This window comes from Streptomyces coeruleoprunus (genome assembly GCF_039542925.1).
Lineage (GTDB): Bacteria > Actinomycetota > Actinomycetes > Streptomycetales > Streptomycetaceae > Streptomyces > Streptomyces coeruleoprunus.
This window is the reverse complement of record NZ_BAABIT010000001.1, coordinates 1306563-1329204: the sequence shown is the minus strand read 5'-3', so window position 1 is coordinate 1329204 and position 22642 is coordinate 1306563. Positions and strand designations below refer to the sequence as shown.

Below are 22642 nucleotides of genomic sequence, written 5' to 3'. Positions count from 1 at the left end.
GCACCATGACCGCCGAACACACCCCGCAGACCCTGCGCGTCGCCGGCCTCGCCACCGACCTGTGCCGGCCCGCGACACCCGGCCCGCACCCCGCCGTCGTCCTGCGCACCCCCTACGACCGGCGCACCCACCGGGCCGAGCTGCGCGCCTGGGCCGCCCGCGGATTCGCCGCACTCGCCCAGGACGTCCGCGGCCGCTACGGCTCCGAGGGCACCTGGCGGCCCTACGGCGACCAGGAGGCCGCCGACGGAACGGCCACCCTGCGCTGGATCCGGGCCCAGCCGTGGAGCGACGGCCGCGTCGTCGCCGCGGGCGCCTCGTACGCCGCGTACTGCGCCCTCGCCGTCGCCGACCACGCCGACGCCGTCATCGCCGCCGTCCCCGCGCTCGGCCTCGCCGAGACCGCCCGCGAAGCCACCGGACCCGAACGGCTGGCCGCCCGCGCCGGCTGGTGGACCGCCCACGGCGACCGCCGCGAGTCCACCACCACACCCCTCGACCCGGCCGCCCTCGACCGGCTGCCCGTCCGCACCCTGCTGGACCTGCCGTCCTGGCCCGCCCTCTGGGACGCCCCGCGCCGGGCCCCGTTCACCTCCGGCACGCCCCTGCTGGCCGTGGGCGGCACGCGCGACCCGTTCGCCGCGGACACCGTACGGCTCTGGCGCGGCTGGTACGGGCCCGCCCGGCTGCTGCTCGGCCCCTGGGGCCACGGCCTCACCGCCGAACCCGCGCCGGAGGCCCGCCCCGCCCACCGGATCGCCCTCGGCGACCTCTACGCGCGCTGGGCCCGCGCCGCCCTCGACGGCACCCTCACCGGGCACACCTCCGCCGTCGCCCTCGGCGACAGCGACCACTGGTGCCGCCTGCCCGCGCGGCCCCCCGCCCTGACCTGCCGTTTCGGTGACCCCGCGGGCCTGCGCCCGCTGAACGGCACCGCCTTCACGGCCGATCCGCACCACCCCGTACGGTCCGACCGCCTCGACGTGCCCGAGCAGGGCGAGCCCGACCGGTGCCTCCTCGTCACGCCGCCCCTGCCCCGCCCCCTCGACCTCCTCGGCCCCGCCGTGGCCCGGCTCGACGCCACCGCCGACACGCCGTCCGCCGACTGGGCCGTACGCCTCGTCGCGCTCACCCCCGACGGGCACGCCCGGCCGCTCGCCACCGGCGTCGTGCGCCGCACCGGCGACGGGCCCCTCACGGTCCCGCTCGGCCACCTCGCACGCCGCCTCGACGCCGGCACCCGCCTGCGCGTCGAGGTCGCCGGCCACCACTTCCCCGCGCACGCCCGCAACCCGCACACCGGCGAGGACCCCGTGACCGCCACCCGGCTCCTGGCGTCCCGCCGCACCGTGCGCCCCGAGGGCAGCGCCCTGTCCCTCCCCGTCGTCCGGGGCCTCCAGCCCATCGACCCCGCACAGGAGATACCGACGTGAACCTCGAAGCCCTCGTGGACCCGGTCTGCGGGCTGATCCGTGACGTCGCGCCCGTCCCGCACCCGGAGGGTGCCCCTCCCCGCTACACCGCCATGACCGCCGACGTGTCCGACGCCCGCCGCTTCGGCGCCTGGCCCGCCGACCGGGTCTCCCTCGGCACCACCTTCGGCGACCCCGAAGGCGCCCGCGTCGCCGCCGTCGCCGAGGCCGTGGAACGCTACTGCGGCAACCGCCTGCCGCCGCCCCACCACCCCCACGCACCCGTCCGCGCCACCGCCGCCGAACTCACCGCCGAGGGGCGGCGGGTCCTCACCGACCTGCCCGCCCACGCCCCCTGGCAGTACGCACGCCCCGGCTTCCCCTATCGCCCCCTCACCCCCGACACGCCCGCCCTGTGGGCCCGGGCACCGAGGACGGCGAGGACTGCTGGGTCCCCGTCGCCCTCAGCCACCTCAACTGGCGCCAGGGCGAACACCGTTCGCTGCCCCGCACCCACCACCTCAACTACGCGGGCATCGCCACCGGCCAGGGCCTCGACGACGCCGTGGAACGCGGCCTCCTCGAAGTCGTCGAGCGCGACGCCCTGGAACTGTGGTGGCACCTCGACGGGCCCACCCGCGGCATCGACCCCGACAGCGTCCCCGGCCTCACCCGCGACCTCGACGGCAGCGCCCTCGACGTGTGGATCGTCGAGATGCCCTCCGAGTTCGCGCCCTGTATGGCCGCCCTCGTCCACGACCCGGCCCGCGACCTCTACGCCGCCGGCTTCGCCTGCCGCTACGACCCCGCCGAGGCCGCCCGCAAGGCCGTCCTCGAAGCCGTCCACACCTGGGTCTTCACCCAGGGCACCACCGACCCGGACGGCTGGGTGTTCCGGGCGATCGACGCCGGGCTGCTGGCCCGCGGCCTCTACCTCGACCACCGCGCCGACCGCCGCTACCTGGACGACTGCGGCGAGCACTTCGCCGCCGTCCGCGACCTCGGCGCCCACGTCCAGGTCTGGCTGGACCCCGGACGCACGGCCACGCCCGCCGCTTCACCGCGCCCGCGCTCGGCACCGTCCCCGTCCAGGACGTCGCCCCCACCACCCGCGCCGCCCTCGACGCCCGCCTCGCGGACGGCGGCCACCGGGTCGTCACCCTCGACCTCACCACCGAGGACATCGCGGAGACACCCCTGCGCGTCGCCCGCGTCCTCGTCACCGGCCTGGTCCCCAACGCCCCCGCCGCCTTCGCCTACCTGGGCTGCCCCCGCTTCACCGAAGCCGCCCTGAGCCGCGGCTGGCGCACCGCGCCGCCGACCGCCCCGGACGACTTCACCCTCGTCCCGCCCCCGCACATGTGACGGACCCCCAGGTGATGGACGTCTCCACAGCCCTGACGCGCGCCCGGTCGCCCGAGGCGCCCGCCCCCGACTTCCCGGCGGGCCGGCGCACGACCCCGTGGCCCGGCGCCCCGCTCCCCGTACCGCCCGCCCTCGACCGGCTGCTGCGCCACTCCCTGGCGGGCGACCGGCTGCGCCCGGCCCCGTCCGCCGGCGCCCTGCACCCGGTCAACGCCCACCTCCTGCTGGGCGACGGCCTCGGCCCGCCCGCGGGACGGTACGCCTACGACCCGGGGCGCCACCGGCTGCTCCCGCGCGGCACGGTGCGGGGCGCGCCCGCCGGCGCGCTCGCCGTCCTGACGGTCACCGCCCGCCGCACCGTCTTCCACTACGGCCACCGCGCCTGGCCGCTGCTCCTGCTGGACACCGGCCACGCGGCCGCCGCCCTCGCCCTGGCGGGCGCGACGGCCTGGTGCCCCGACGCGGACGGCACGCTCCTCGCCGCGGCGGCGGGACTGCCGGCCGACTGGCGGGGCGCCGAGCCCGAACATCCCGTGGCGGCCGTGCGCCTGACGCGGGGCGAGCCCGGGGACCTGACGCGCTGGGCCGCGTATCCCGGCACGGGCAGCCCCGGACCCACGCCCCACAGCCCGCCCCCGGTGCTCCGGGACACCTGGCACCTCCTCGGCGCGGTCACCGCGTCGACGACCACGACCTGGCTCCCCACCGAGGCCGCCGCGCACCCGCCGGCCGTCCTGGCGGCCCGCCGCAGCGCGCCACCGCCCTTCCGGGGCGTACCCGCCGCCGAACACCTCGACGTCCTCCGCACGACCGCCCGGACGGCGGCCGGCCCCGACGGCCCCCGCTGGAGCCTGCGCCCCGGCTCCGCCGGACTCGCCGCCCGGGCGGCGCGCCAGGCGTGGCTCGCCGGCACCGGAGCCGTACTCCTCGCGCACGGCTGCCCCGACGACGCACCGCCCGCCCGCGTCCGCCGCGACCACCTCGCCGCCGGGTACGGCATCGGCGTCGCCCAGGCCACCGCCACCGCGCTGGGCCTCGCCTCCCGCCCGGTCGGCTCCTGGCAGCACGGCCCGGACGGCCCGCCCGACATCGTCCACGCCCTGGCGCTCGGCCTGCGCGCGGAAGGCCCGCGCAGGGAAGGCCCCGCGCACAGAAGGGAACGAAGCCCGATGATGCTCCACCCGGAGCTGCTGCGCGCCACACGCCCCGCACGCCGCACCCTGCTCGCCGCCACCGCGCTGCTGGCCGCCGTCACCGCGACCCACCTCGCCCAGGCGGTCCTCCTCGCGTTCGCCCTGTCCGCCCTCGCCCGCGGCGCCACCGCGGACCTGCCGGCCCTCCTGGCCGCCGTCCTCGCCGCCGTGGCCGCCCGCGCCCTCCTCACCCGCCGGCAGCGCACCCTCGCCGCCCGGGCCGGCGCCACCGTCCGCACCGCCCTGCGCGACGCCCTCCTGCGACGGCTCGGCGACCTCGGCCCGCTCCGGGGCACCGGCGACCGCGCAGGAGCCGTACGCGCCACACTCGTCGACGGCGTCGAGGGCGTCGACGCGTACGTCTCCCGCTACCTCCCCCAAGCCCTCGTCACCTGCGCCGCCCCGCCCCTCCTCCTCGCCGCCGTGGCCGCCGTGGAACCCCGGGCGCTCCTGGCGCTCGCCCCCGCGCTCCTCCTCGCCCTCTTCGCGCCCCGCTGGTGGGACCGGCTCCTCGCCCGGCGCGGCCAGGAGCACTGGGGGACGTACGAGGCGCTGTCCGCCGACTACCTGGAGGCCCTCCAGGGCATGCCCGCCCTGCGGGCCGCGGGCGCCGTGGCCCGCACCCGGGCCCGCCTCGAGGACCGGTCGGCGCGGCTGCACCGGGCGACCGTGGCCAAACTGCGCGTCTCGCTCGTCGACACCGGCATCACCGACCTCGCCGTCCAGGGCGGCACCGTGGCGGCGGCCCTCGTCGCCTGCGCGTCGGCCGCGTCCGGCCGGACCACCGCGACCGGCACGTACCTCGTGCTGCTCCTCGCCTCCGAGTGCTTCCGTCCCGTCCGCGACCTGTCCCGCGAGTGGCACGCCGGCTACCTCGGCGTCTCGGCGGCGGACGGACTGGCCGAGCTGCGCACCGCGCGCCCCGCCGTCCCCGACACCGGGACCGTCGCCGCCGACCGGCCCGGCGCGCCCCGGATCCGCTTCGAGGACGTCCGCTTCACCTACCCCGACACCGCCCGGCCCGCCGTGGACGGCGTGACGTTCACCGCCGACGCGGGCCGGACGACCGCGATCGTCGGCCCGTCCGGGGCGGGCAAGTCCACCCTGCTCGCCCTGCTCCTGCGCCAGTGGGACCCCGACGGCGGCCGCGTCACCCTCGACGGCGTCGACCACACCGCCCACACCCTGGAGTCGCTGCGGCGCGGCGTCGCGGTCGTCTCGCAGGACACGTACCTCTTCCACGCCACGATCGCGGACAACCTCCGCCTCGCCCGCCCCGGAGCGACGGACGACGAGCTGCGCCGGGCCGCCCGCGCCGCCGGCATCCACGACGAGATCGCCGCCCTGCCCGACGGCTACGCCACCCGCGTCGGCGAACGCGGTACGACGCTCTCCGGCGGGCAGCGCCAACGCCTCGCCCTCGCCCGGGCCTTGCTCGCCGACGCGCCCGTCCTCGTCCTGGACGAGGCGACCAGCGCGGTCGACGAGCGGCGCGAGGCGCAGATCGTGCGCGCCCTGCTGCGCGCGGCGCGCGGCCGCACCTGCCTGGTCGTCGCGCACCGGCTCGCGTCGGTGCGGGACGCCGACCGCATCGTCGTGCTCGACGGGGGCCGCGTCGACGCGATCGGCACCCACGCCACGCTCACCGCGCAGAGCGGCGTGTACGCGCGGCTCGTCGCGGCCGGGCACACCCAGGAGGAGGCGGCATGACCCTGACGGACACCCCCGCGCGGCAGCGCGGCGCCCTGCGCGCCCTGCTCCCCGTCCTCGCCGCGCACAAGGCCATGACCGCCCGCACCTTCTGCGCCGCGCTCGTCGACCAGGCGGCGCTCGTCGCCCTCGTGACGCTCGCCGCGCACACCGTGGGCGCGGCGGTCGTCGCACACCGCCTGCCCGGTCCCGGCACGGTCGCCGCCCTCGTGGCGCTCGTCCTCGTACGGTCGCTGGCGACCTGGCGCGAGATGGACCTCTCGCACGACCTGGCCTACCGCGTCCTGGCCGAGCTGCGCGTACGGGTCTTCGACGGGCTCGCCCGGTCGGCGCCCGCCCGGATCGCCGGGCGGCGCAGCGGCGACCTCGCGGCGGCGGCGCTCGGCGACGTCGAGGCGCTGGAGTTCTTCTACGCGCACGCCATCGCCCAACTCGCCGCGTCCGGCGTCGTCTTCGGGGGCGGGACCGTCGTCCTGGCCGTGGTCGACCCCTGGCTCCCGGCCGTCGTCCTGCCGGTGGCCGGGCTGCTGGCCCTGGTGCCGCTGCTGGACGGGCGGGGCCGCGCGGCCCGCGGGACCCGCACCCGGCGGGCGGCCGCCGAGCTGTCCGCCGAGGTCGTGGAGACGGTCGACGGGCTGCGCGAACTGCTGGCGTTCGGCGCCCTCGACCGGCGCCGCGAACGGCTGCGCGAGCACGGCGCGCGCCTCGGGGAGGCCCAGCGCGCCGAACACGCCTGGGAGGCCGGCGCGGCCGCCGTACGCGACGTGCTGGTCGTGGCGGCCGTGGTGGGCGTCGTCGTGGTGGCCGCCCGGGCGCCGGGCGGGCCGTGGGCGTCCGGCGGGGCGTGGGCACCGGCCGCGATGGCCCTGGCCCTCGGGGTGCTCGCCCCGGTCGCCGACTCGTCCGCCGCCCTCGGGCAGGCCGGCGGGCTGCGGGCCGCGGCGGCGCGGGTCGGCGCGGCCGTCCGCGCCCCGGCCGGCGCCCCGCCCGCCCGGGACCCCCGCCCCGTGCCGGCCGGGCCCCTCGGCGTGCGGCTGCGGGGTGTCCGTTTCGACTACGGCGCCGGGCGGACCGTCCTCGACGGCGTGGACCTCACCGTCCGCGCGGGCGAGACCCTGGCCCTCGTCGGCGCGTCCGGCGCGGGCAAGTCGACCTGCGCCCACCTCCTGGCCCGCTTCTGGGACCCCACCGGCGGAACGGTCGAACTCGTCGGCGCCGACGGCACGGCCGTCGACCTCAGGGACGTGGCCGAACCGGAGCTGCGCGCCGCCGTCTCCGTCGTCGGCCAGGACGCCCCGCTGTTCCACGGCACCCTCGCCGACAACCTCCGCCTGGCCGCGCCCGACGCGACGGACGAGGAGCTGCGGGCCGCGGCCCGGCTGTGCGGCGTCGACCGGATCGCCGACGCCCTGCCGGACGGCTTCGCGACGGCGGTCGGCGAGCGGGGCGCCACGCTGTCCGGCGGCCAGCGCTCCCGCGTCGCCCTGGCCCGCGCCCTGCTGGCCCGGCCGCGGGTGCTGGTCCTGGACGAGTCGACGGCCCACCTGGACACGGCCGGTGACGCGGAGCTGAGCCGCGCGCTGGCGGCGGCCTCGCGGGGCCGTACGACGGTGGTGATCGCCCACCGCCCCGCGACGGTCCGGCGCGCCGACCGCATCGCCGTGCTGGAGGCGGGGCGGATCGCGGAGGCGGGCACGTGGGACGAACTGGCGGCGGGAAAGGGGGCGTTCAGCCGGGTGCTGACACGGTGACGCCACCCGTCACGGTTCGCCCCGTTCCTCGTCGCCCCGTCGCCCCGGGCCGTCGAAGCGGACCGGGGACGTCGCCGTGGCGTCGTGGCGTGACGCCCAGTTCTCCAGGGCGTGGCGGCACGCGTGGTCCAGGTGGCGCAGGCCCGACAGGTCCAGTTCGACGGGCCGGTCGTGGGGCAGCGCCTCCAGCGCCTCCAGCAGGCGCGGCAGCCGCAGGAACGTGGCGTTGCCCGCGACCCGGACCACCAGTCCGCCGGAGGGGGCTGCCGAGCCCTGCCGGACCTCGATGTGGAGGTGCGAGGTGTCCCAGGCGGTCTTCACCACCGCCAGGAGCAGCCCCAGCAGCACGCCCTCGAACAGGTTGGTCACGACGACGGCGACCGCCGTCACGCCGAGCACCACCGCCTCTCCGCGGTGGTCGCGCCACAGCGGCAGCACCTCCCCGAACGGCACCAGCTTCGTCCCCGCGTGCACCAGGACGCCCGCCAGCGCCGCCAGCGGCACGGCGCCCACGGCGGCCGGGAGCAGCGTGGCGAACAGCAGCAGCCACAGCCCGTGCAGCACCCGCGACAGCGAAGTCCGGGCCCCCGCCTGCACGTTGGCCGCGCTGCGGACGACGACCGCCGTCATCGGCAGGGCACCGAGCGCGCCGCACACCGTGTTGCCGGTGCCCTGGGCGATCAGTTCCTTGTCGTAGTCGGTGCGCGGGCCGCTGTGCATCCGGTCCACGGCCGCCGCGCCGAACAGCGTCTCCGCCGACGCGATGAGCGCGAACGCGAGGACCGTGCCGATCGCCCCGGGCGTCAGGAGCCCCGCCAGCGCCTCGGCGTCCGGCGGCCGTACGGCGTGGACGAGGCCCCGGACCTCCACCCGGGCGACCGGCAGGTCGGCGAGACAGGTCACGGCCGTGGCGAGGGCGACCGCGGCCAGGGGGCCCGGGACCTTCCGTACGGCGGGCGGGAGTCTGTGCCACAGCACCAGGACGGCGACCGTCGCGGCGCCCACGGCGAACGCGGCCGGGGAGACGCCCCCGGTGACGAGGTCGCCCGCCAGGCCCGGCAGGCCCGCGATCCTCTCCGGACCGGTGGCCGGGGCCTCGGCGTCGGCCATCGCGTACAGCTGGCCGAGCACGATGACCAGGCCGATGCCGGCGAGCATGCCCTGCACCACGGCCACCGAGATGGCCCGGAACCAGCGGCCGAGGCGCAGCAGCCCCAGCGCCACCTGGACCAGGCCCGCGGCGAGCACGAGCGGGCCGAGCATGCCGGGGCCGTACGTCCGCACCGCCTCGTACACGAGGACGGTCAATCCGGCGGCGGGGCCGCTGACCTGGAGGGTGCTGCCGGGTAACGCGCCGACCAGCAGGCCGCCGACGATGCCGGTGATCAGGCCCAGTTCGGCCGGTACGCCGGAGGCGACGGCCACGCCGACGCATAGCGGTACGGCCACCAGGAAGACCACGAACGACGCGAGCACGTCCTGCCGCAGCACGGCAGGGTCCTTCAGAGCTGTGAGCACAGGGGGGTTCCCTCGCGGAGTGGTGCTGGTGGGGGGTTCGCGTGCGGGGGGGGGGGGGAGAGAGAGGACGAGCGGTGGGGTGAGGGAGCAGGGGGTTCACCCCAACCCACCGCACTTTACCTGTGCATTACCTTCGTCCGGCAGGGCGCGATCGATCAACAGGAGCTCGCCGACGCCGGGTTCACGCCCCCGTGCCGTCCTGCGCGCCGGACCAGTGGGCCGGCCGGGTCAGCGCCGCCGACAGCTTCGTACGGGCGTCCCCCAGAGCCGCGTCGACCTGCGGCTGCGTGAGGAAGAACGCGCCGGTCAGGTCCGCGCCCGCCAGCCGCGCGCCCCGCAGGTCCGCGCCGAGCAGATCGGCCTGGCGCAGATCGGCGCCCGTCAGGTCGGCCCCGATCAGGTACGCCCCGCGCAGATGGGCACCGCGCAGGTCGGCGTCCTTGAGCCGGGCGCCCATGAGGTCGGCGCCGCGCCGGTTCTTCCGCTTCCCGGTACCGCCCGGCACACCCGCCCGGACCCGCTCGCTGACGCGCAGCAACAGGTCGCCGACGGCCTGCCGGTGGCGGGCGACGTCGAGGCCGGACAGTTCGGCGGGGGAGAGGAGCGTCATCCGCTCCGTCTCGTCCCGCAGTGCGCGCAGCTCGCCGTGCAGGGCGCGGGCGGGCTTCAGCGCCAGCGCCTCGGTCAGGTACCACAGCAGCTCGTGCAGCTGCCGTACGACCGGGAACACCGCGAACATCTCCCGCGCCGTGCCGGGGGCGGAGCGCCAGTCCCGGCCGCCGAAGGTGACCTGCGAGACCTTCTGCCCGGCGCCGAAGCAGTCGTAGACCGTGCAGCCCTGGAAGCCCCGGTCGCGCAGCCGGGTGTGGATGCCGCAGCGGAACTCCGCGTCGAGGTTGGCGCACGGCTCACCGGCCGGCTTGTCGACGGCGAAGTCCGCCGACGCGGTGAACGGCAGCGCCACGCAGCACAGGCCGAAGCAACTGCCGCAGTCGCCGCGCAGCTCGTCGCCGCGCAGCTCGTCGCCGCGCAGCTCGTCGCCGCGCAGCTCGTCGCCGCGCAGCTCGTCGCCGCGCGGCTCGTCGCGGCCGGTGTCGGGACCGGAGGCGGGGCGGGAGCCGGCGCCGGTGCCGGCGCGGGGGGTGTCGCGGGTGTCCCGGGGTGCGGGCATGGCGGGGCGTTCCCTGCTCTCTCTCGTACGTGATGTCTTCAGCGATCCTGACGGGCCGGGCCCACGGCTCACGACATCCGCAGCGCCAGGAAGAAGTCCAGCTTGTCCTCCAGGCGCGACAGGTCACGGCCCGTCAGCTGCTCGATGCGGCCCACCCGGTAGCGCAGCGTGTTCACGTGCAGGTGGAGCCGGGTGGCACAGCGCGTCCAGGAGCCGTCGCAGTCCAGGAACGCCTCCAGCGTCGGGATCAGCTCCGCCCGGTGCCGCCGGTCGTAGTCGCGCAGCGGGTCCAGCAGCCGGGCCGTGAACGCGCGCCGCACGTCGTCCGGCACGAACGGCAGCAGCAGTACGTGCGAGGCCAGCTCGTGGTGGCCGGCCGCGCAGACCCGGCCGGGGCGCGCCGCGGCGACCCGGCGGGCGTGCCGGGCCTCCTCCAGGGCGCCCCGCAGGCCCTCAGCGGAGTGCACGGCGGCGCTGACGCCCAGCGTGAGCCGCCCGTCGTCCGCGAGGCCCGCGGACAGCGGCGCCCGCACGGCGGCCAGCAGCGCGTCGGCGTGCAGACCGGGGCCCGTGGGGGCCGGGGGCAAGGGCTCGCCGGGCTCGCCGTCCGGGCCACCGGCCGGGACGGGGGCCGGTACGGCGGGCAGCGGCACCAGGGCGATGGCCTCGTCGCCGGTGTGGGCGACGGCGATCCGGTCGGCCGAGTCGGGGCCCGTCGTGGCGGGGTCGACCAGCACCTCCTCCAGCAGCGCCTGGGCGACGGGGCCGCCCTCGACGGCCGAGCCGTCGCCCCACTCGACGCGGGCCACCACGACCTGCCAGTGCGGTGCGGCGCCGAGGCCGGGCAGCAGGACGGGGGCGGCCACCCGCAGCCGGGCGGCGATCTCCGCCGGGGCCGCGCCCGTCTGCACCAGCTCCAGGACCTCCTGGGCCAGCCGGCGCCGTACCGTGCGGGCCGCGTCCCGGCGGTCGCGCTCCACCGCGATCAGCTGCGTGACGCCCTGGAGCAGGTCCAGGCGCGCGGCGGGCCAGTCGCCCGCGTCCGCCTCGACCGCCAGCAGCCAGTCGGACAGCACGGTCTCGCGGACGTCGCGCGCGGCCGGTGCGGCGCCGCGCCCGGTGTTACGGATCGGGAAGAGCGAGTACGTCGTTCCGGCCACGACCGCCCGGTGCGGGCCGCGCCGCCCGGTGCGCGTCGCGGCCAGGTGCTCCCCGGCGAGCGCGGCGCCGACCTCGGTCGGCAGGGGAGTGCGGGCGCCCGCGATCTGGCGCCCGGTGGGGGAGAGGACCCAGGCACGCAGGTCCAGGTCGGAGCCCAGGAGATCCAGTACGACCTCCGGTCCGCCGCCGGCCGGGCCGGAGGTCATCAGCCTCCTGTGGCGATCGACGACAGCCGCGAGGTCCCCGGCGCGTTCGCCCGACACCTGTCGAACGACATGCTCAGTGATCGTTGCGAATGCAACGGACTCGTTCACTGCGAACAGGGGCAGTCGGTGGCGCAAACATGCCTGGACGAGATCGTCCGGGATCGCGCCCAGCTCCGCCTCGCCTGCCGCGAGGCCGGCGACCCCGGCGCTCGCGAGGATCCGGACGAACGGCTCCGAGTCCTCGGCGGAGTGGCGCCAGGCCAGGCCGGTGAGCACCAGCTCGCCGCCGGACAGGTACCTGCTGGGGTCCCTCAGGTCCGTCGTCATCACGCCGCGGACCGTGCGGTCGAGCTCGTCCTCGCCGCCCAGCAGCCGCAACCCCAGCGCGTCGGTCTCCAGCAGTGCGCGCAGCCGCATGTCGTCGCCGCCGATCTGTCTCGTGGTGTCTCGTTGTCGCCGGTGACCTGTGGCCACCGTTTCCGGGGGAAACGGAGAGGTTACTGGTCCTCGCCTTTCGTTCGAATCTACAAGACGACGGGGGAGACCAGCCAACTCCTTCATGGTTTCGGTGACTGCACCGGGTGGAGCACCGCTGGGTGTACTGGGGCCATAACGCGTTAACACCAGATGAACACCACGTCCAGGGCCGGCCGTCCCCGTCCCGGCGAACAGCCCCTTTTCACGAAGAAGAGAGCCACTCATGGACTTCCTTCGCCCCGCAAGCTGGGAGGAGGCGCTCGCCGCCAAGGCGGAGCACCCCACGGCTGTGCCGATCGCGGGTGGCACCGATGTCATGGTCGAGATCAACTTCGACCACCGGCGGCCCGAGTACCTTCTGGACCTCAACCGCATCGAGCTGCTCCGCGAGTGGGAGGTCGGCGAGGAGAACGTCCGGCTGGGCGCCTCCGTCCCGTACACCCAGATCATGGAGCACCTGCGGGCCGAGCTGCCCGGCCTGGCGCTCGCCTCCCACACCGTCGCATCCCCCCAGATCCGCAACCGCGGCGGGGTTGGCGGCAACCTGGGCACCGCGTCCCCCGCCGGCGACGCCCACCCGGCCCTGCTCGCCGCGGGCGCCGAGGTCGAGGTCGAGTCGGTGCGCGGCAGCCGGTTCATCCCCATCGACGAGTTCTACACCGGCGTCAAGCGCAACGCGCTCGCCCCCGACGAGCTGATCAAGACCGTCCACATCAAGAAGGCGGACGGCCCGCAGCAGTACTCCAAGGTGGGTACCCGCAACGCCATGGTCATCGCGGTCTGCGCCTTCGGTCTCGCCCTCCACCCCGAGACCCGCACCGTCCGGACGGGCATCGGCTCCGCCGCGCCCACCCCGGTCCGCGCCAAGGAGGCCGAGGACTTCCTGAACGCCGCGCTCGAAGAGGGCGGTTTCTGGGACAACGGCAAGATCATCACCCCGTCGATCGCCAAGCAGTTCGCGGACCTCGCGTCCGCCGCCTGCAACCCGATCGACGACGTACGAGGCACCGCCAAGTACCGCCGGCACGCCGTCGGCATCATGGCCCGCCGCACCCTCGGCTGGACCTGGGAGCAGTACCGCGGCAGCGCCCGCACGCTTGAAGGAGCTGCATAACCATGCGCGTCAATTTCACGGTCAACGGACGTCCGCAGCAGGCCGACGACGTCTGGGAGGGCGAGTCCCTCCTCTACGTCCTGCGTGAGCGCCTGGGCCTGCCCGGCTCCAAGAACGCGTGCGAGCAGGGCGAGTGCGGCTCCTGTACGGTCCGCCTGGACGGTGTGCCCGTCTGTTCCTGTCTGGTCGCCGCCGGGCAGGTCGAGGGCCGCGAGGTCGTCACCGTCGAGGGCCTGGCCGACTACGCCAAGCAGCGCTCCGAGGGCGGCTGCGCCACGGGCGCCTGCGGCACCTCGCTGGACGAGGCCAAGGGCTGGTCCGCCAAGGGCACCGACTCCCAGACCGGCGAAGGCACCGAGCTGTCGCCGATCCAGCAGGCCTTCATCGACGCGGGCGCCGTCCAGTGCGGCTTCTGCACCCCGGGCCTGCTCGTCGCGGCCGACGAGATGCTGGAGCGCAACCCGTCCCCCACGGACGAGGACATCCGCGAGGCGCTGTCCGGCAACCTCTGCCGCTGCACCGGTTACGAGAAGATTCTGGACGCGGTCCGCCTGGCCGCGGCCCGCCAGGGGGAGGCAGTCTGATGGCTCAGCACACCCGGGTCGCGTCCGCCCCGGCGGGCACCCCCACCAAGGTCACCCAGGGCTCCCGGACCAAGGGCGGCATCGGCGAGTCCACGCTCCGCCCCGACGGCACCCTCAAGGTCACCGGCGAGTTCGCCTACTCCTCGGACATGTGGCACGAGGACATGCTGTGGGGCCAGATCCTCCGCTCCACCGTCGCCCACGCCGAGATCGTCTCCATCGACACCTCCGAGGCCCTGGCCCAGGCCGGTGTCTACGCGGTCCTCACCTACGACGACCTGCCCACCGAGGTCAAGAACTACGGCCTGGAGATCCAGGACACCCCGGTCCTCGCCAACGGCGTCGTACGCCACCACGGCGAGCCGGTCGCCCTGGTCGCCGCCGACCACCCGGAGACGGCCCGCCGCGCCGCCGCCAAGATCAAGGTCGAGTACCGTGAGCTGCCGGTCGTCACCGACGAGGCGTCCGCCACCGCGCCCGACGCCCCGCTGCTGCACCCCGGCCGCGACGACCACCACGCCGGGCACGTCCCGCACCCGAACATCGTGCACCGCCAGCCGATCATCCGCGGCGACGTGGAGGAGGCCCGCAAGCGCGCCGACGTGATCGTCGAGGGCGAGTACACCTTCGGCATGCAGGACCAGGCCTTCCTCGGCCCCGAGTCCGGCCTCGCCGTGCCCGCCGAGGACGGCGGCGTCGACCTGTACGTCGCCACCCAGTGGCTCCACTCGGACCTGCGCCAGATCGCCCCGGTCCTCGGCCTGCCCGAGGAGAAGGTCCGGATGACGCTCTCCGGCGTCGGCGGCGCGTTCGGCGGCCGCGAGGACCTGTCGATGCAGATCCACGCCTGCCTGCTGGCGCTGCGCACCGGCAAGCCGGTCAAGATCGTCTACAACCGGTTCGAGTCGTTCTTCGGGCACGTCCACCGCCACCCGGCGAAGCTCTACTACGAGCACGGCGCCACCAAGGACGGCAAGCTCACGCACATGAAGTGCCGGATCGTGCTGGACGGCGGCGCCTACGCCTCCGCGTCCCCGGCCGTCGTCGGCAACGCCTCCTCCCTGTCGGTCGGCCCGTACGTCATCGACGACGTCGACATCGAGGCCATCGCCCTCTACACCAACAACCCGCCCTGCGGCGCCATGCGCGGCTTCGGCGCGGTCCAGGCGTGCTTCGCGTACGAGGCGCAGATGGACAAGCTGGCCAAGAAGCTCGGCATGGACCCCGTCGAGTTCCGGCAGCTCAACGCCATGGAGCAGGGCACGATCATGCCTACCGGGCAGCCGGTCGACTCCCCGGCCCCCGTCGCCGAGCTGCTGCGCCGCATCAAGGCGCGTCCGCTGCCGCCGGAGCGCCAGTGGGAGACCACCGAGGGTGCCGACGTCCGCGCGCTGCCCGGCGGTCTGTCCAACACCACGCACGGTGAAGGCGTCGTCCGCGGTGTCGGCTACGCGGTCGGCATCAAGAACGTCGGCTTCTCCGAGGGCTTCGACGACTACTCCACCGCCAAGGTGCGCATGGAGGTCATCAACGGCGAGCCCGTCGCCATCGTGCACACCGCGATGGCCGAGGTCGGCCAGGGCGGCGTCACCGTCCACGCCCAGATCGCCCGCACGGAGCTGGGCGTGAGCCAGGTGACCATCCACCCGGCCGACACCCAGGTCGGCTCGGCCGGCTCCACCTCGGCCTCCCGCCAGACCTACGTCACCGGCGGCGCCGTGAAGAACTCCTGCGAGCTGGTCCGCGAGAAGGTCCTGGAGCTGGGCCGCCGCAAGTTCGGCAGCTACCACCCGGCCTGGGCCACCGCCGAGCTGCTCCTGGAGGGCGGCAAGGTCGTCACCGACGGCGGCGAGGTCCTCGCCGACCTGGTCGACGTCCTGGAGGACGAGGCCGTCGAGATCGAGGCCGAGTGGCGGCACCGCCCCACCGAGGCGTTCGACCTGCGCACCGGCCAGGGCAACGGCCACGTCCAGTACTCCTTCGCCGCACACCGCGCGGTCGTCGAGGTGGACACCGAGCTCGGCCTGGTCAAGGTCATCGAGCTGGCCTGCGCCCAGGACGTCGGCAAGGCCCTCAACCCGCTGTCCGTCGTCGGCCAGATCCAGGGTGGCACCACCCAGGGCCTCGGCGTGGCGGTCATGGAGGAGATCATCGTCGACCCGAAGACCGCGAAGGTCCGCAACCCCTCCTTCACGGACTACCTCATCCCCACGATCCTCGACACGCCGACCATCCCGGTCGACGTGCTCGAACTCGCCGACGACCACGCGCCGTACGGGCTGCGCGGCATCGGCGAGGCCCCGACCCTGTCGTCCACCCCGGCCGTCCTCGCGGCGATCCGGAACGCGACGGGCCTGGAGCTGAACCGGACGCCGGTCCGCCCGGAGCACCTCACCGGAACCGCGTAACACCCCCAGCCCTCCGGGCGGTGCGTGCCTCCCAGGAACGTCACAAGTCCGCAGCCCGCACCGCCCGGAGCAACCCCCCGCAAGCCGGACCGCACCGCTCGTGGTCCCCGACCCCCCATGTCAGACCCCCCACCTCCCAACCCCCCACGCAGTACCCAGTTCGTCTCGGGCCGTCCCCGGGTCGTGCAGCCAAGCACCATCCCAAATCCCGCAGATCGCCCCGTACGGAGTTCCGCGGGTGCCCCTATGAACCTTGGGAGTAGGCACCATGACCCAGTCGTCAGTGGAGCCGAAGACCGTCTCGGAAGACGCGGGCGAAGGCACGCGCATCCCCGCCGGACGGTCTTGGCTCGATCGGTACTTTCACATCACCCACAGAGGATCCACGGTCGCGCGCGAGGTGCGCGGCGGCGTCACGACCTTCATGGCCATGGCGTACATCCTCCTGCTCAACCCGCTGCTGCTCGGCGGTGAGGACGTGCTCGGCACCAAGCTGAGCCAGCCCGCCCTGATCACCGCCACCGCCCTCGCAGCGGCGGTCACCACTCTGGCGATGGGTCTCATCGGCAAGGTCCCGCTCGCTCTCGCGGCGGGCCTGAGTGTCGCGGGCGTCGTGTCCACGCAGGTCGCCCCCAACATGACCTGGCCGCAGGCCATGGGCATGTGTGTCGTCTACGGCGCCGTGATCTGCCTGCTGGTGGTCACCGGTGTCCGTGAAGTGATCATGAACGCCATACCCCTGGCGCTCAAGCACGGCATCACGATGGGCATCGGACTGTTCATCGCGATGATCGGCTTCGTCAACGCCGGCTTCGTCGGCAAGGGCGAGGGCGGCGGCCCCGTCACCCTCGGCGTCGGCGGCTCGCTGACCGGCTGGCCGGTCCTCCTGTTCACCGTCACCCTGCTGCTGATCTTCATGCTCCAGGCGCGGAAGGTGCCCGGCGCGATCCTGCTCGGCATCATCGCCGGTACGGTCATCTCCGTCGCCGGCACCGCGTTCGGCTGGATCCCCGAGGCGGCGTGGGGCGGCAAGGCCCCGGTCCTGCACGGCAGCTTCGTCTCGATGCCGGACTTCTCGCTCTTCGGCGAGGTCGAGTTCGGCGGCTGGGAGCAGCTGGGCTACACCACCGTCGGCATGATCGTCTTCACGCTGGTGCTGGCCGGCTTCTTCGACGCGATGGCCACCATCATCGCCGTCGGCCAGGAGGCCCGGCTCGCCGACGCCACCGGCCGGATGCCCGGCCTGAACAAGGCGCTGTTCATCGACGGCGCCGGCGGCGCGATCGGCGGCGTCACCAGCGCCTCCGGACAGACCGTCTTCATCGAGTCGGCCACCGGCGTCGGCGAGGGCGCCCGCACGGGCCTGTCCGCGTCCGTCACCGGCCTGTTCTTCGCCGCGTGCCTGTTCTTCACGCCGCTCACCCAGCTGGTGCCCGGCCAGGTGGCGTCCGCCGCCCTGGTCGTCATCGGCGCGATGATGCTGCAGAACGCCCGCCACGTCGACTGGAGCGACTGGTCGGTCGCCGTCCCCGTCTTCCTGACGGTCGTGCTGATGCCGTTCACCTACACCATCACCACGGGTGTCGGCGCCGGCGTCATCGCCTTCTGCGCCATCAAGGCGGCCCAGGGCAAGTGGCGCGAGCCGAGCATCCTCATGTGGATCCTCTCGGCGGTGTTCGTCTTCTACTTCGCCACGGGCACCGGGCACTGACGCCCGCCCCTGGCCCCCTCCCCACATCCATCCCCAGCCCAAGGAGGCCGACATGCTGGACATCGCCGAAGAGCTCGGCCAGTGGGTCGAGCAGGGACGCGACTTCGCCGTCGCCACCGTCGTGGCCGTCAGCGGCAGCGCGCCCCGCCAGCCGGGCGCCGCGCTCGCCGTCGACGGCGACGGCACGGCGATCGGCTCGGTGTCGGGCGGATGTGTGGAGGGGGCCGTCTACGAACTGTGCCGGCAGGCCATCGAGGACGGCGAGACCGTGCTCGAACGCTTCGGCTACAGCGACGAGGACGCCTTCGCCGTGGGGCTCACCTGCGGCGGCGTCATCGACGTCCTCGTCACCCCGGTCCGCGGCGGGGTCTACCCCGCCGCCCTGGCGGCCGCCGCCGGAGGGGAGGCGGCGGCCCTGGCCAGGATCACCGACGGCCCGTCCGAGCTGATGGGCACCGCCCTCCTCGTCCACCCCGACGGCTCGTACGAGGGCCGGCTCGGCGGTCACCCCGAGCTGGACCGCACGGCCGCGGCCGAGGCCCGCGCCCTGCTGGACGCCGGCCGCACCGGCACGGTCACCATCGGCGCCGACGGCTCGCGCTGCGGGCAGCCGCTCACCCTGCTCGTCGAGTCGAGCGTGCCCGCCCCGCGCATGATCGTGTTCGGTGCCATCGACTTCGCGTCCGCGCTCGTCCGGGTCGGCAAGTTCCTCGGCTACCGCGTGACCGTGTGCGACGCCCGGCCGGTCTTCGCCACCGCCGCCCGCTTCCCCGAGGCGGACGAGATCGTCGTCGGCTGGCCCCACGAGTACCTGGAGTCCACCGAGGTCGACGCCCGCACCGTGCTGTGCGTCCTCACCCACGACGCCAAGTTCGACGTGCCGCTGCTCGTACGGGCCCTGAAGCTGCCCGTCGCCTACGTCGGCGCCATGGGGTCCCGCCGCACCCACGAGGACCGCAACCGGCGGCTCCGCGAGGCCGGCGTCACCGAGCTGGAACTCGCCCGGCTGCGCTCCCCGATCGGCCTCGACCTCGGCGCGCGCACCCCCGAGGAGACCGCCCTGTCGATCGGCGCCGAGATCGTCGCCAACCGCCGCGGCGGCAGCGGGGTGTCCCTGACGGGCGCCCACACGCCCATCCACCACGACGGCCCCACGACCCCGTCCGGCCGGATCGAGTCGGTCGCCTGACGGCCCCGCGGCCCCTTCCGCGCCCCCACCGCCCCCACCGCCCGCGCGGCACCCCCGGTCCCGGCCGCCAGGACCGCCGGTGCGGTGCGGGCCTGTGGGCGGAGGGGTCGCGCCGTACCGCGGAGGCGGCGGGGAAGGGGGTCACGGCCGTTCCCGGCCGGTTGCGGCGGGAACTCGCCAGATACCGCTCGGGGCCTCCCGGGACGGTGCGCACCGCCGCCCGAGCCGGGATGATGGTGCGTCCAGCAATCCCGTACGCCCGGCGATCCAGCACGTACGGCGGCCCGTACCACCGGCGTTGCGTACGTCCGGTCGTCCAGCACGTTCGGCAAGTCCGGCAATTCCGTCAGTAGTCCCTTCAGGATGCGATCGGAAAGGCGGGTTCCTTTGCGCAGTGTCGGAGTGGAGGAGGAACTCCTCCTGGTGGACCCGCGGACGGGGGAGCCGCAGGCGCTCTCCACAGCGGTGCTGGCCATAGCGGCCCGGCGGAACGAGGGCCGGGCGCACGCCTTCACGAAGGAGTTGCAGGGGCAGCAGCTGGAGTTCGGGACCAGTCCCCGGACCGCCATGAGCGATCTGGCCGCCGAGATAGAGCGCTGCCGCGGGGAGGCGGCCCGCCACGCCGCCGAGGCGGGGGCGGCCGTGGTCGCGCTGGCCACCTCGCCCCTGCCGGTCGCGCCCGCGCTCAACGACGGCAGGCGCTACCGGTGGATCCGGGAGCACTTCGGCCTCACCGCCCTCGAACAGCTCACCTGCGGCTGCCACGTCCACGTGTCGGTCGGCTCGGACGAGGAGGGGGTGGCCGTCCTCGACCGGATACGGCCCTGGCTCTCGGTCCTGCTCGCCCTCAGCGCCAACTCGCCCTTCTGGCAGGGCCACGACAGCGGCTACAGCAGCTACCGCAGCCGGGTGTGGGGCCGCTGGCCGTCGGCCGGGCCCGTCGAGCTGTTCGGCTCGGCGGACCGCTACCACCAGCAGGTCAGCGACCTGGTGTCCACCGGGGTCCTGCAGGACGAGGGCATGGTCTACTTCGACGCCCGGCTGTCCCACACGTACCCCACCGTCGAGATCCGGGCCGCCGACGTCTGCCTCGACGCCTCCACCACGGTCCTCGTCGCCATCCTGGCCCGCGCCCTGGTGGACACCGCGGCCCGCGAGTGGCGCGAGGGCGAGCCGCCCGCCCGGCACCCCATAGGGCTGCTGCGCGCCGCGGCCTGGCGGGCCGGCCGCTCCGGGCTCGACGACGAGCTGCTCCACCCGCTCACCATGCGCCCCGCCCCGGCGGAGCGCGTCGTCCAGGCCCTCCTCGGTCACGTGGAGGCCGCGCTCGACGACAACGGCGACCTCGCCCACGCCCACAAGGCCCTCGCCGACCTGATGGGCGGCGGCACCGGGGCGCACGTCCAGCGGGACCTTCTGCGGCGGTACGGCACGCTTCGCGCCGTCGTCGCCGAGTGCGTACGCCGTACACAGGAGGGGGTCGGCTGACGGTGCCGTCCCGGGGATGAAACGGTAGGACGGATTCCGCATGATCCGTGCGCTCCGGGGCAGACGCCGGAGCGCCCGGATCACCGCCCACGCCGTACCGAGGAGCGCCCGCCGTGACCTACCGTCCCCACACGCCCGGCTCGCCCATCTACGACCAGCTCGTCAGAGAGCACGGCGATGTGCTGGCCGAGGCGAGAAGGCTCGCCGAGATCACCCACCAGCAGGCCGACCGCCTGCTCAGCTGGGACGCCCCAGGACTGATACGGGAGTACGCGGACCAGCTCTGAGGCGGCCCGCACCGGAAGGAACGCCCACCCCTCCCGGCGCGGGCCCCCGCACGACGAACGGCCCGGACGACGGCCCGGCGGCCCCCGCCGCCGGGCCGTCGCCTGCTCCGGCCGGGCGCGGTTCGCCCTCACCCGAATGCGAGGCCACGGTCGCGCCCGAAGAGGCCGGTGCATAGGGTCCAGATGTCTCATCAGGCACTTCCTTCGCGCCGCCAGGGCGAGACGCAGGGTGATCCGACCGATCCTTCGCAGCGCCGACCTGGACGACGGTGTCCGGCAACCGGAGGTTATGCATGAAGGTGCGTTCCGTCCCCCAGCGGGTCGGTGGATCCCGCCGCGCAACGGCCCGGCGGACTCTGACGACCGGCCTCGTCACAGCAACGCTGGTCACCTTCGGGGTCCCCGCGATCGCCGCAGGAAGCCTGGCCCAGCCCAGCTGCTTCGGCCGTCCGGCGACCATCACCGGCGCGGGCACCATCAACGGCACCGAAGGCGACGACGTCATCATCGGCTCCCCCGGCGATGACGACATCGACGGCAGGGGCGGGAACGACCTGATCTGCGGCCGGAGCGGGAACGACGCCGTCCAGGGCGGCCTCGGCGACGACCAGGTCGACGGCGGAACGGGTGACGACCGCATCCGCGGCGACCTCTACAGCGCGACCGCGGACGTCGAGGGCGGCGGCAACGACCGCCTCTACGGCGGCCCGGGGGACGAGTTCATCACGGGAGACTCACGTTCGGACGGCGGCAACGCCACCGGCGGCGGTGACGATCTCATCGACGGCGGACCCGGCATCGACCGCATCCACGGCGACAGCGGCACGTTCGCCGCCGGCACGACCGCCACCGGAGGGGGCAACGACCGCATCTTCGGCGGCGGGGGCGACGACAGCCTGGTCGGGGATTCCCGCGCGGCACGCCCCTTGATCCTCGGCGGGGGCGGCCACGCCATCGGCGCCGGGGACGATGTGCTCGACGGAGGCCCCGGAGCCAACGGCATGGTCGGGGACAGCGAGGCGGTCCTCAGCGTCCGAGGGGCGGGCGGCAACGACGTCCTCAGGAACGTCGGAGAATTCGCCGCCGGCGACCACAACATCCTCGAACCCACCGGAGGCGGTGCCACCGGAGCCGGCAACGACACGATCACCGGCACGAGCGCGCGCGAGATCCTCGTCGGTGACAGCTCGGTGGTGGACGTCACCGAAACCGACGCCGGCCACGACGTGGTCAGGGGCCTCGGCGGCAACGACACACTCTTCGGCGACAACGTGGACTTCGAGGCCACCGCCACCGTCGGCACCTCGGGCGGACGGGACCGCCTCTTCGGCGACAGGGGCAACGACACTCTGCGGGCCGGGCCGGCCGACGATCTGCTCCATGGCGGGCCGCAGACCGACATCTGCGACGGTGAAGCCGGCGGCGGCGACGTCGCCCTGCAGTGCGAGACGGTGGTCGGCGTCCCGTAGAACGCCCGGCCGGCGCTTCGAGGATCCCGTGCTCCCGCCCCGGGCGACGCTTTCCCCGCCGGCACGCAGACGCCGAGCCGCACCCCGGCGGAGGCTCACCGCGGCCGCTCCCGCCGCAGCACCCGCACCGGCCGTACGTCCCGCCTCCCGTCCGGCCGCTCCACCAGCACATTGCGCGGGGCCAGAGCCGTGGTCCGTACCTCCGGCAGGAGGTCCCTGGTCACCGGGTCGCCGGCCACGGGGCCGTACCGGAGTCGGACGGTCACCGGCCGCCAGTCCCGGTGCCCGACGCACTCCCAGTACGTCCGCGCCGAAGACCCGGCCCCGGCTCGGAGTTCCGGCTGTGCCCTCACCGGCCGGTCACCTCCTTCCCGGCAGGTGGACCTGGTCGATGCGCCGGGTCGGCATCCGGCGACGCGCGCCGCGCA

Annotated in this window: 15 protein-coding genes and 1 pseudogene; 12 read left to right on the top strand and 4 right to left on the bottom strand. The window is 75.1% G+C overall.

The window, feature by feature from the left end; genetic code table 11:
* Positions 1 to 5 precede the first annotated feature (5 nt).
* From ABEB09_RS05760 to ABEB09_RS05745, 4 genes and pseudogenes are all read left to right on the top strand, one after another.
* Positions 6 to 1433, top strand: a complete 1428-nt coding sequence (locus ABEB09_RS05760; protein WP_345693847.1) for a CocE/NonD family hydrolase — start codon at positions 6 to 8, stop codon at positions 1431 to 1433.
* A pseudogene (locus ABEB09_RS05755) lies at positions 1430 to 2777 on the top strand (YcaO-like family protein). Before ABEB09_RS05760 ends, ABEB09_RS05755 begins: the two are co-directional and overlap by 4 nt.
* 1169 nt (positions 2778 to 3946) lie before the next feature.
* Positions 3947 to 5680 (top strand): ABC transporter ATP-binding protein/permease, encoded by a 1734-nt coding sequence (locus tag ABEB09_RS05750; RefSeq protein ID WP_345693846.1) that lies wholly within the window; start codon positions 3947 to 3949, stop codon positions 5678 to 5680.
* Positions 5677 to 7431: an ABC transporter ATP-binding protein gene (locus tag ABEB09_RS05745; protein ID WP_345687748.1), complete on the top strand. Its 1755-nt coding sequence runs from the start codon at positions 5677 to 5679 to the stop codon at positions 7429 to 7431. Before ABEB09_RS05750 ends, ABEB09_RS05745 begins: the two co-directional genes overlap by 4 nt.
* 9 nt (positions 7432 to 7440) lie before the next feature.
* Here ABEB09_RS05745 and ABEB09_RS05740 read toward each other — a convergent pair whose 3' ends face one another.
* From ABEB09_RS05740 to ABEB09_RS05730, 3 genes are all read right to left on the bottom strand, one after another.
* A complete protein-coding gene (locus ABEB09_RS05740) occupies positions 7441 to 8949 on the bottom strand; it encodes a SulP family inorganic anion transporter (protein ID WP_345687746.1) in 1509 nt (502 codons plus the stop codon).
* Positions 8950 to 9130: 181 nt separating this feature from the next.
* Entirely contained in the window at positions 9131 to 10120 is a 990-nt protein-coding gene (locus tag ABEB09_RS05735; RefSeq protein WP_345687744.1) for a pentapeptide repeat-containing protein, read from the bottom strand.
* Between the two features lie 68 nt (positions 10121 to 10188).
* Positions 10189 to 11904 (bottom strand): PucR family transcriptional regulator ligand-binding domain-containing protein, encoded by a 1716-nt coding sequence (locus ABEB09_RS05730; protein WP_345687742.1) that lies wholly within the window; start codon positions 11902 to 11904, stop codon positions 10189 to 10191.
* Positions 11905 to 12187: 283 nt separating this feature from the next.
* On the opposite strand from ABEB09_RS05730, the gene ABEB09_RS05725 reads away from it, so the two are divergent.
* From ABEB09_RS05725 to ABEB09_RS05690, 8 genes are all read left to right on the top strand, one after another.
* Positions 12188 to 13078: an FAD binding domain-containing protein gene (locus ABEB09_RS05725; protein WP_345687740.1), complete on the top strand. Its 891-nt coding sequence runs from the start codon at positions 12188 to 12190 to the stop codon at positions 13076 to 13078.
* Between the two features lie 2 nt (positions 13079 to 13080).
* Entirely contained in the window at positions 13081 to 13662 is a 582-nt protein-coding gene (locus ABEB09_RS05720; RefSeq protein WP_345687738.1) for a (2Fe-2S)-binding protein, read from the top strand.
* Positions 13662 to 16070, top strand: a complete 2409-nt coding sequence (pucD, locus tag ABEB09_RS05715) for a xanthine dehydrogenase subunit D (RefSeq protein ID WP_345687736.1) — start codon at positions 13662 to 13664, stop codon at positions 16068 to 16070. The genes ABEB09_RS05720 and pucD overlap by 1 nt, the downstream gene beginning before the upstream one ends.
* Before the next feature lie 268 nt (positions 16071 to 16338).
* Positions 16339 to 17781 carry an NCS2 family permease gene (locus ABEB09_RS05710; RefSeq protein ID WP_345687734.1) on the top strand — a complete coding sequence of 481 codons (1443 nt, stop codon included), beginning with the start codon at positions 16339 to 16341 and terminating at the stop codon, positions 17779 to 17781.
* A gap of 52 nt (positions 17782 to 17833) precedes the next feature.
* Complete coding sequence (locus ABEB09_RS05705; protein WP_345687732.1) at positions 17834 to 18970, top strand: XdhC family protein; 1137 nt, start codon at positions 17834 to 17836, stop codon at positions 18968 to 18970.
* Between the two features lie 387 nt (positions 18971 to 19357).
* Entirely contained in the window at positions 19358 to 20458 is a 1101-nt protein-coding gene (locus ABEB09_RS05700; RefSeq protein ID WP_345687730.1) for a glutamate--cysteine ligase, read from the top strand.
* 113 nt (positions 20459 to 20571) lie between these two features.
* Complete coding sequence (locus tag ABEB09_RS05695; protein WP_345687728.1) at positions 20572 to 20745, top strand: hypothetical protein; 174 nt, start codon at positions 20572 to 20574, stop codon at positions 20743 to 20745.
* Between the two features lie 293 nt (positions 20746 to 21038).
* A complete protein-coding gene (locus tag ABEB09_RS05690; protein ID WP_345687726.1) occupies positions 21039 to 22214 on the top strand; it encodes a calcium-binding protein in 1176 nt (391 codons plus the stop codon).
* Positions 22215 to 22309: 95 nt separating this feature from the next.
* Here ABEB09_RS05690 and ABEB09_RS05685 read toward each other — a convergent pair whose 3' ends face one another.
* The gene (locus ABEB09_RS05685; protein ID WP_345687724.1) at positions 22310 to 22567 is read right to left on the bottom strand and encodes a hypothetical protein; all 258 of its coding nucleotides are present in this window, start codon (positions 22565 to 22567) and stop codon (positions 22310 to 22312) included.
* Between the last annotated feature and the right edge of the window lie 75 nt (positions 22568 to 22642).

Excerpts from the sequence above, each read along its gene's own strand:
- ABEB09_RS05705 (WP_345687732.1), top strand. The coding sequence starts at position 17,834 with ATGCTGGACATCGCCGAAGAGCTCGGCCAGTGGGTCGAGCAGGGACGC.
- ABEB09_RS05750 (WP_345693846.1), top strand. The coding sequence starts at position 3,947 with ATGATGCTCCACCCGGAGCTGCTGCGCGCCACACGCCCCGCACGCCGC.
- ABEB09_RS05760 (WP_345693847.1), top strand. The coding sequence starts at position 6 with ATGACCGCCGAACACACCCCGCAGACCCTGCGCGTCGCCGGCCTCGCC.
- ABEB09_RS05745 (WP_345687748.1), top strand. The coding sequence starts at position 5,677 with ATGACCCTGACGGACACCCCCGCGCGGCAGCGCGGCGCCCTGCGCGCC.
- ABEB09_RS05690 (WP_345687726.1), top strand. The coding sequence starts at position 21,039 with ATGAAGGTGCGTTCCGTCCCCCAGCGGGTCGGTGGATCCCGCCGCGCA.
- ABEB09_RS05735 (WP_345687744.1), bottom strand. The coding sequence starts at position 10,120 with ATGCCCGCACCCCGGGACACCCGCGACACCCCCCGCGCCGGCACCGGC.
- pucD (WP_345687736.1), top strand. The coding sequence starts at position 13,662 with ATGGCTCAGCACACCCGGGTCGCGTCCGCCCCGGCGGGCACCCCCACC.
- ABEB09_RS05710 (WP_345687734.1), top strand. The coding sequence starts at position 16,339 with ATGACCCAGTCGTCAGTGGAGCCGAAGACCGTCTCGGAAGACGCGGGC.
- ABEB09_RS05725 (WP_345687740.1), top strand. The coding sequence starts at position 12,188 with ATGGACTTCCTTCGCCCCGCAAGCTGGGAGGAGGCGCTCGCCGCCAAG.
- ABEB09_RS05720 (WP_345687738.1), top strand. The coding sequence starts at position 13,081 with ATGCGCGTCAATTTCACGGTCAACGGACGTCCGCAGCAGGCCGACGAC.
- ABEB09_RS05730 (WP_345687742.1), bottom strand. The coding sequence starts at position 11,904 with ATGCGGCTGCGCGCACTGCTGGAGACCGACGCGCTGGGGTTGCGGCTG.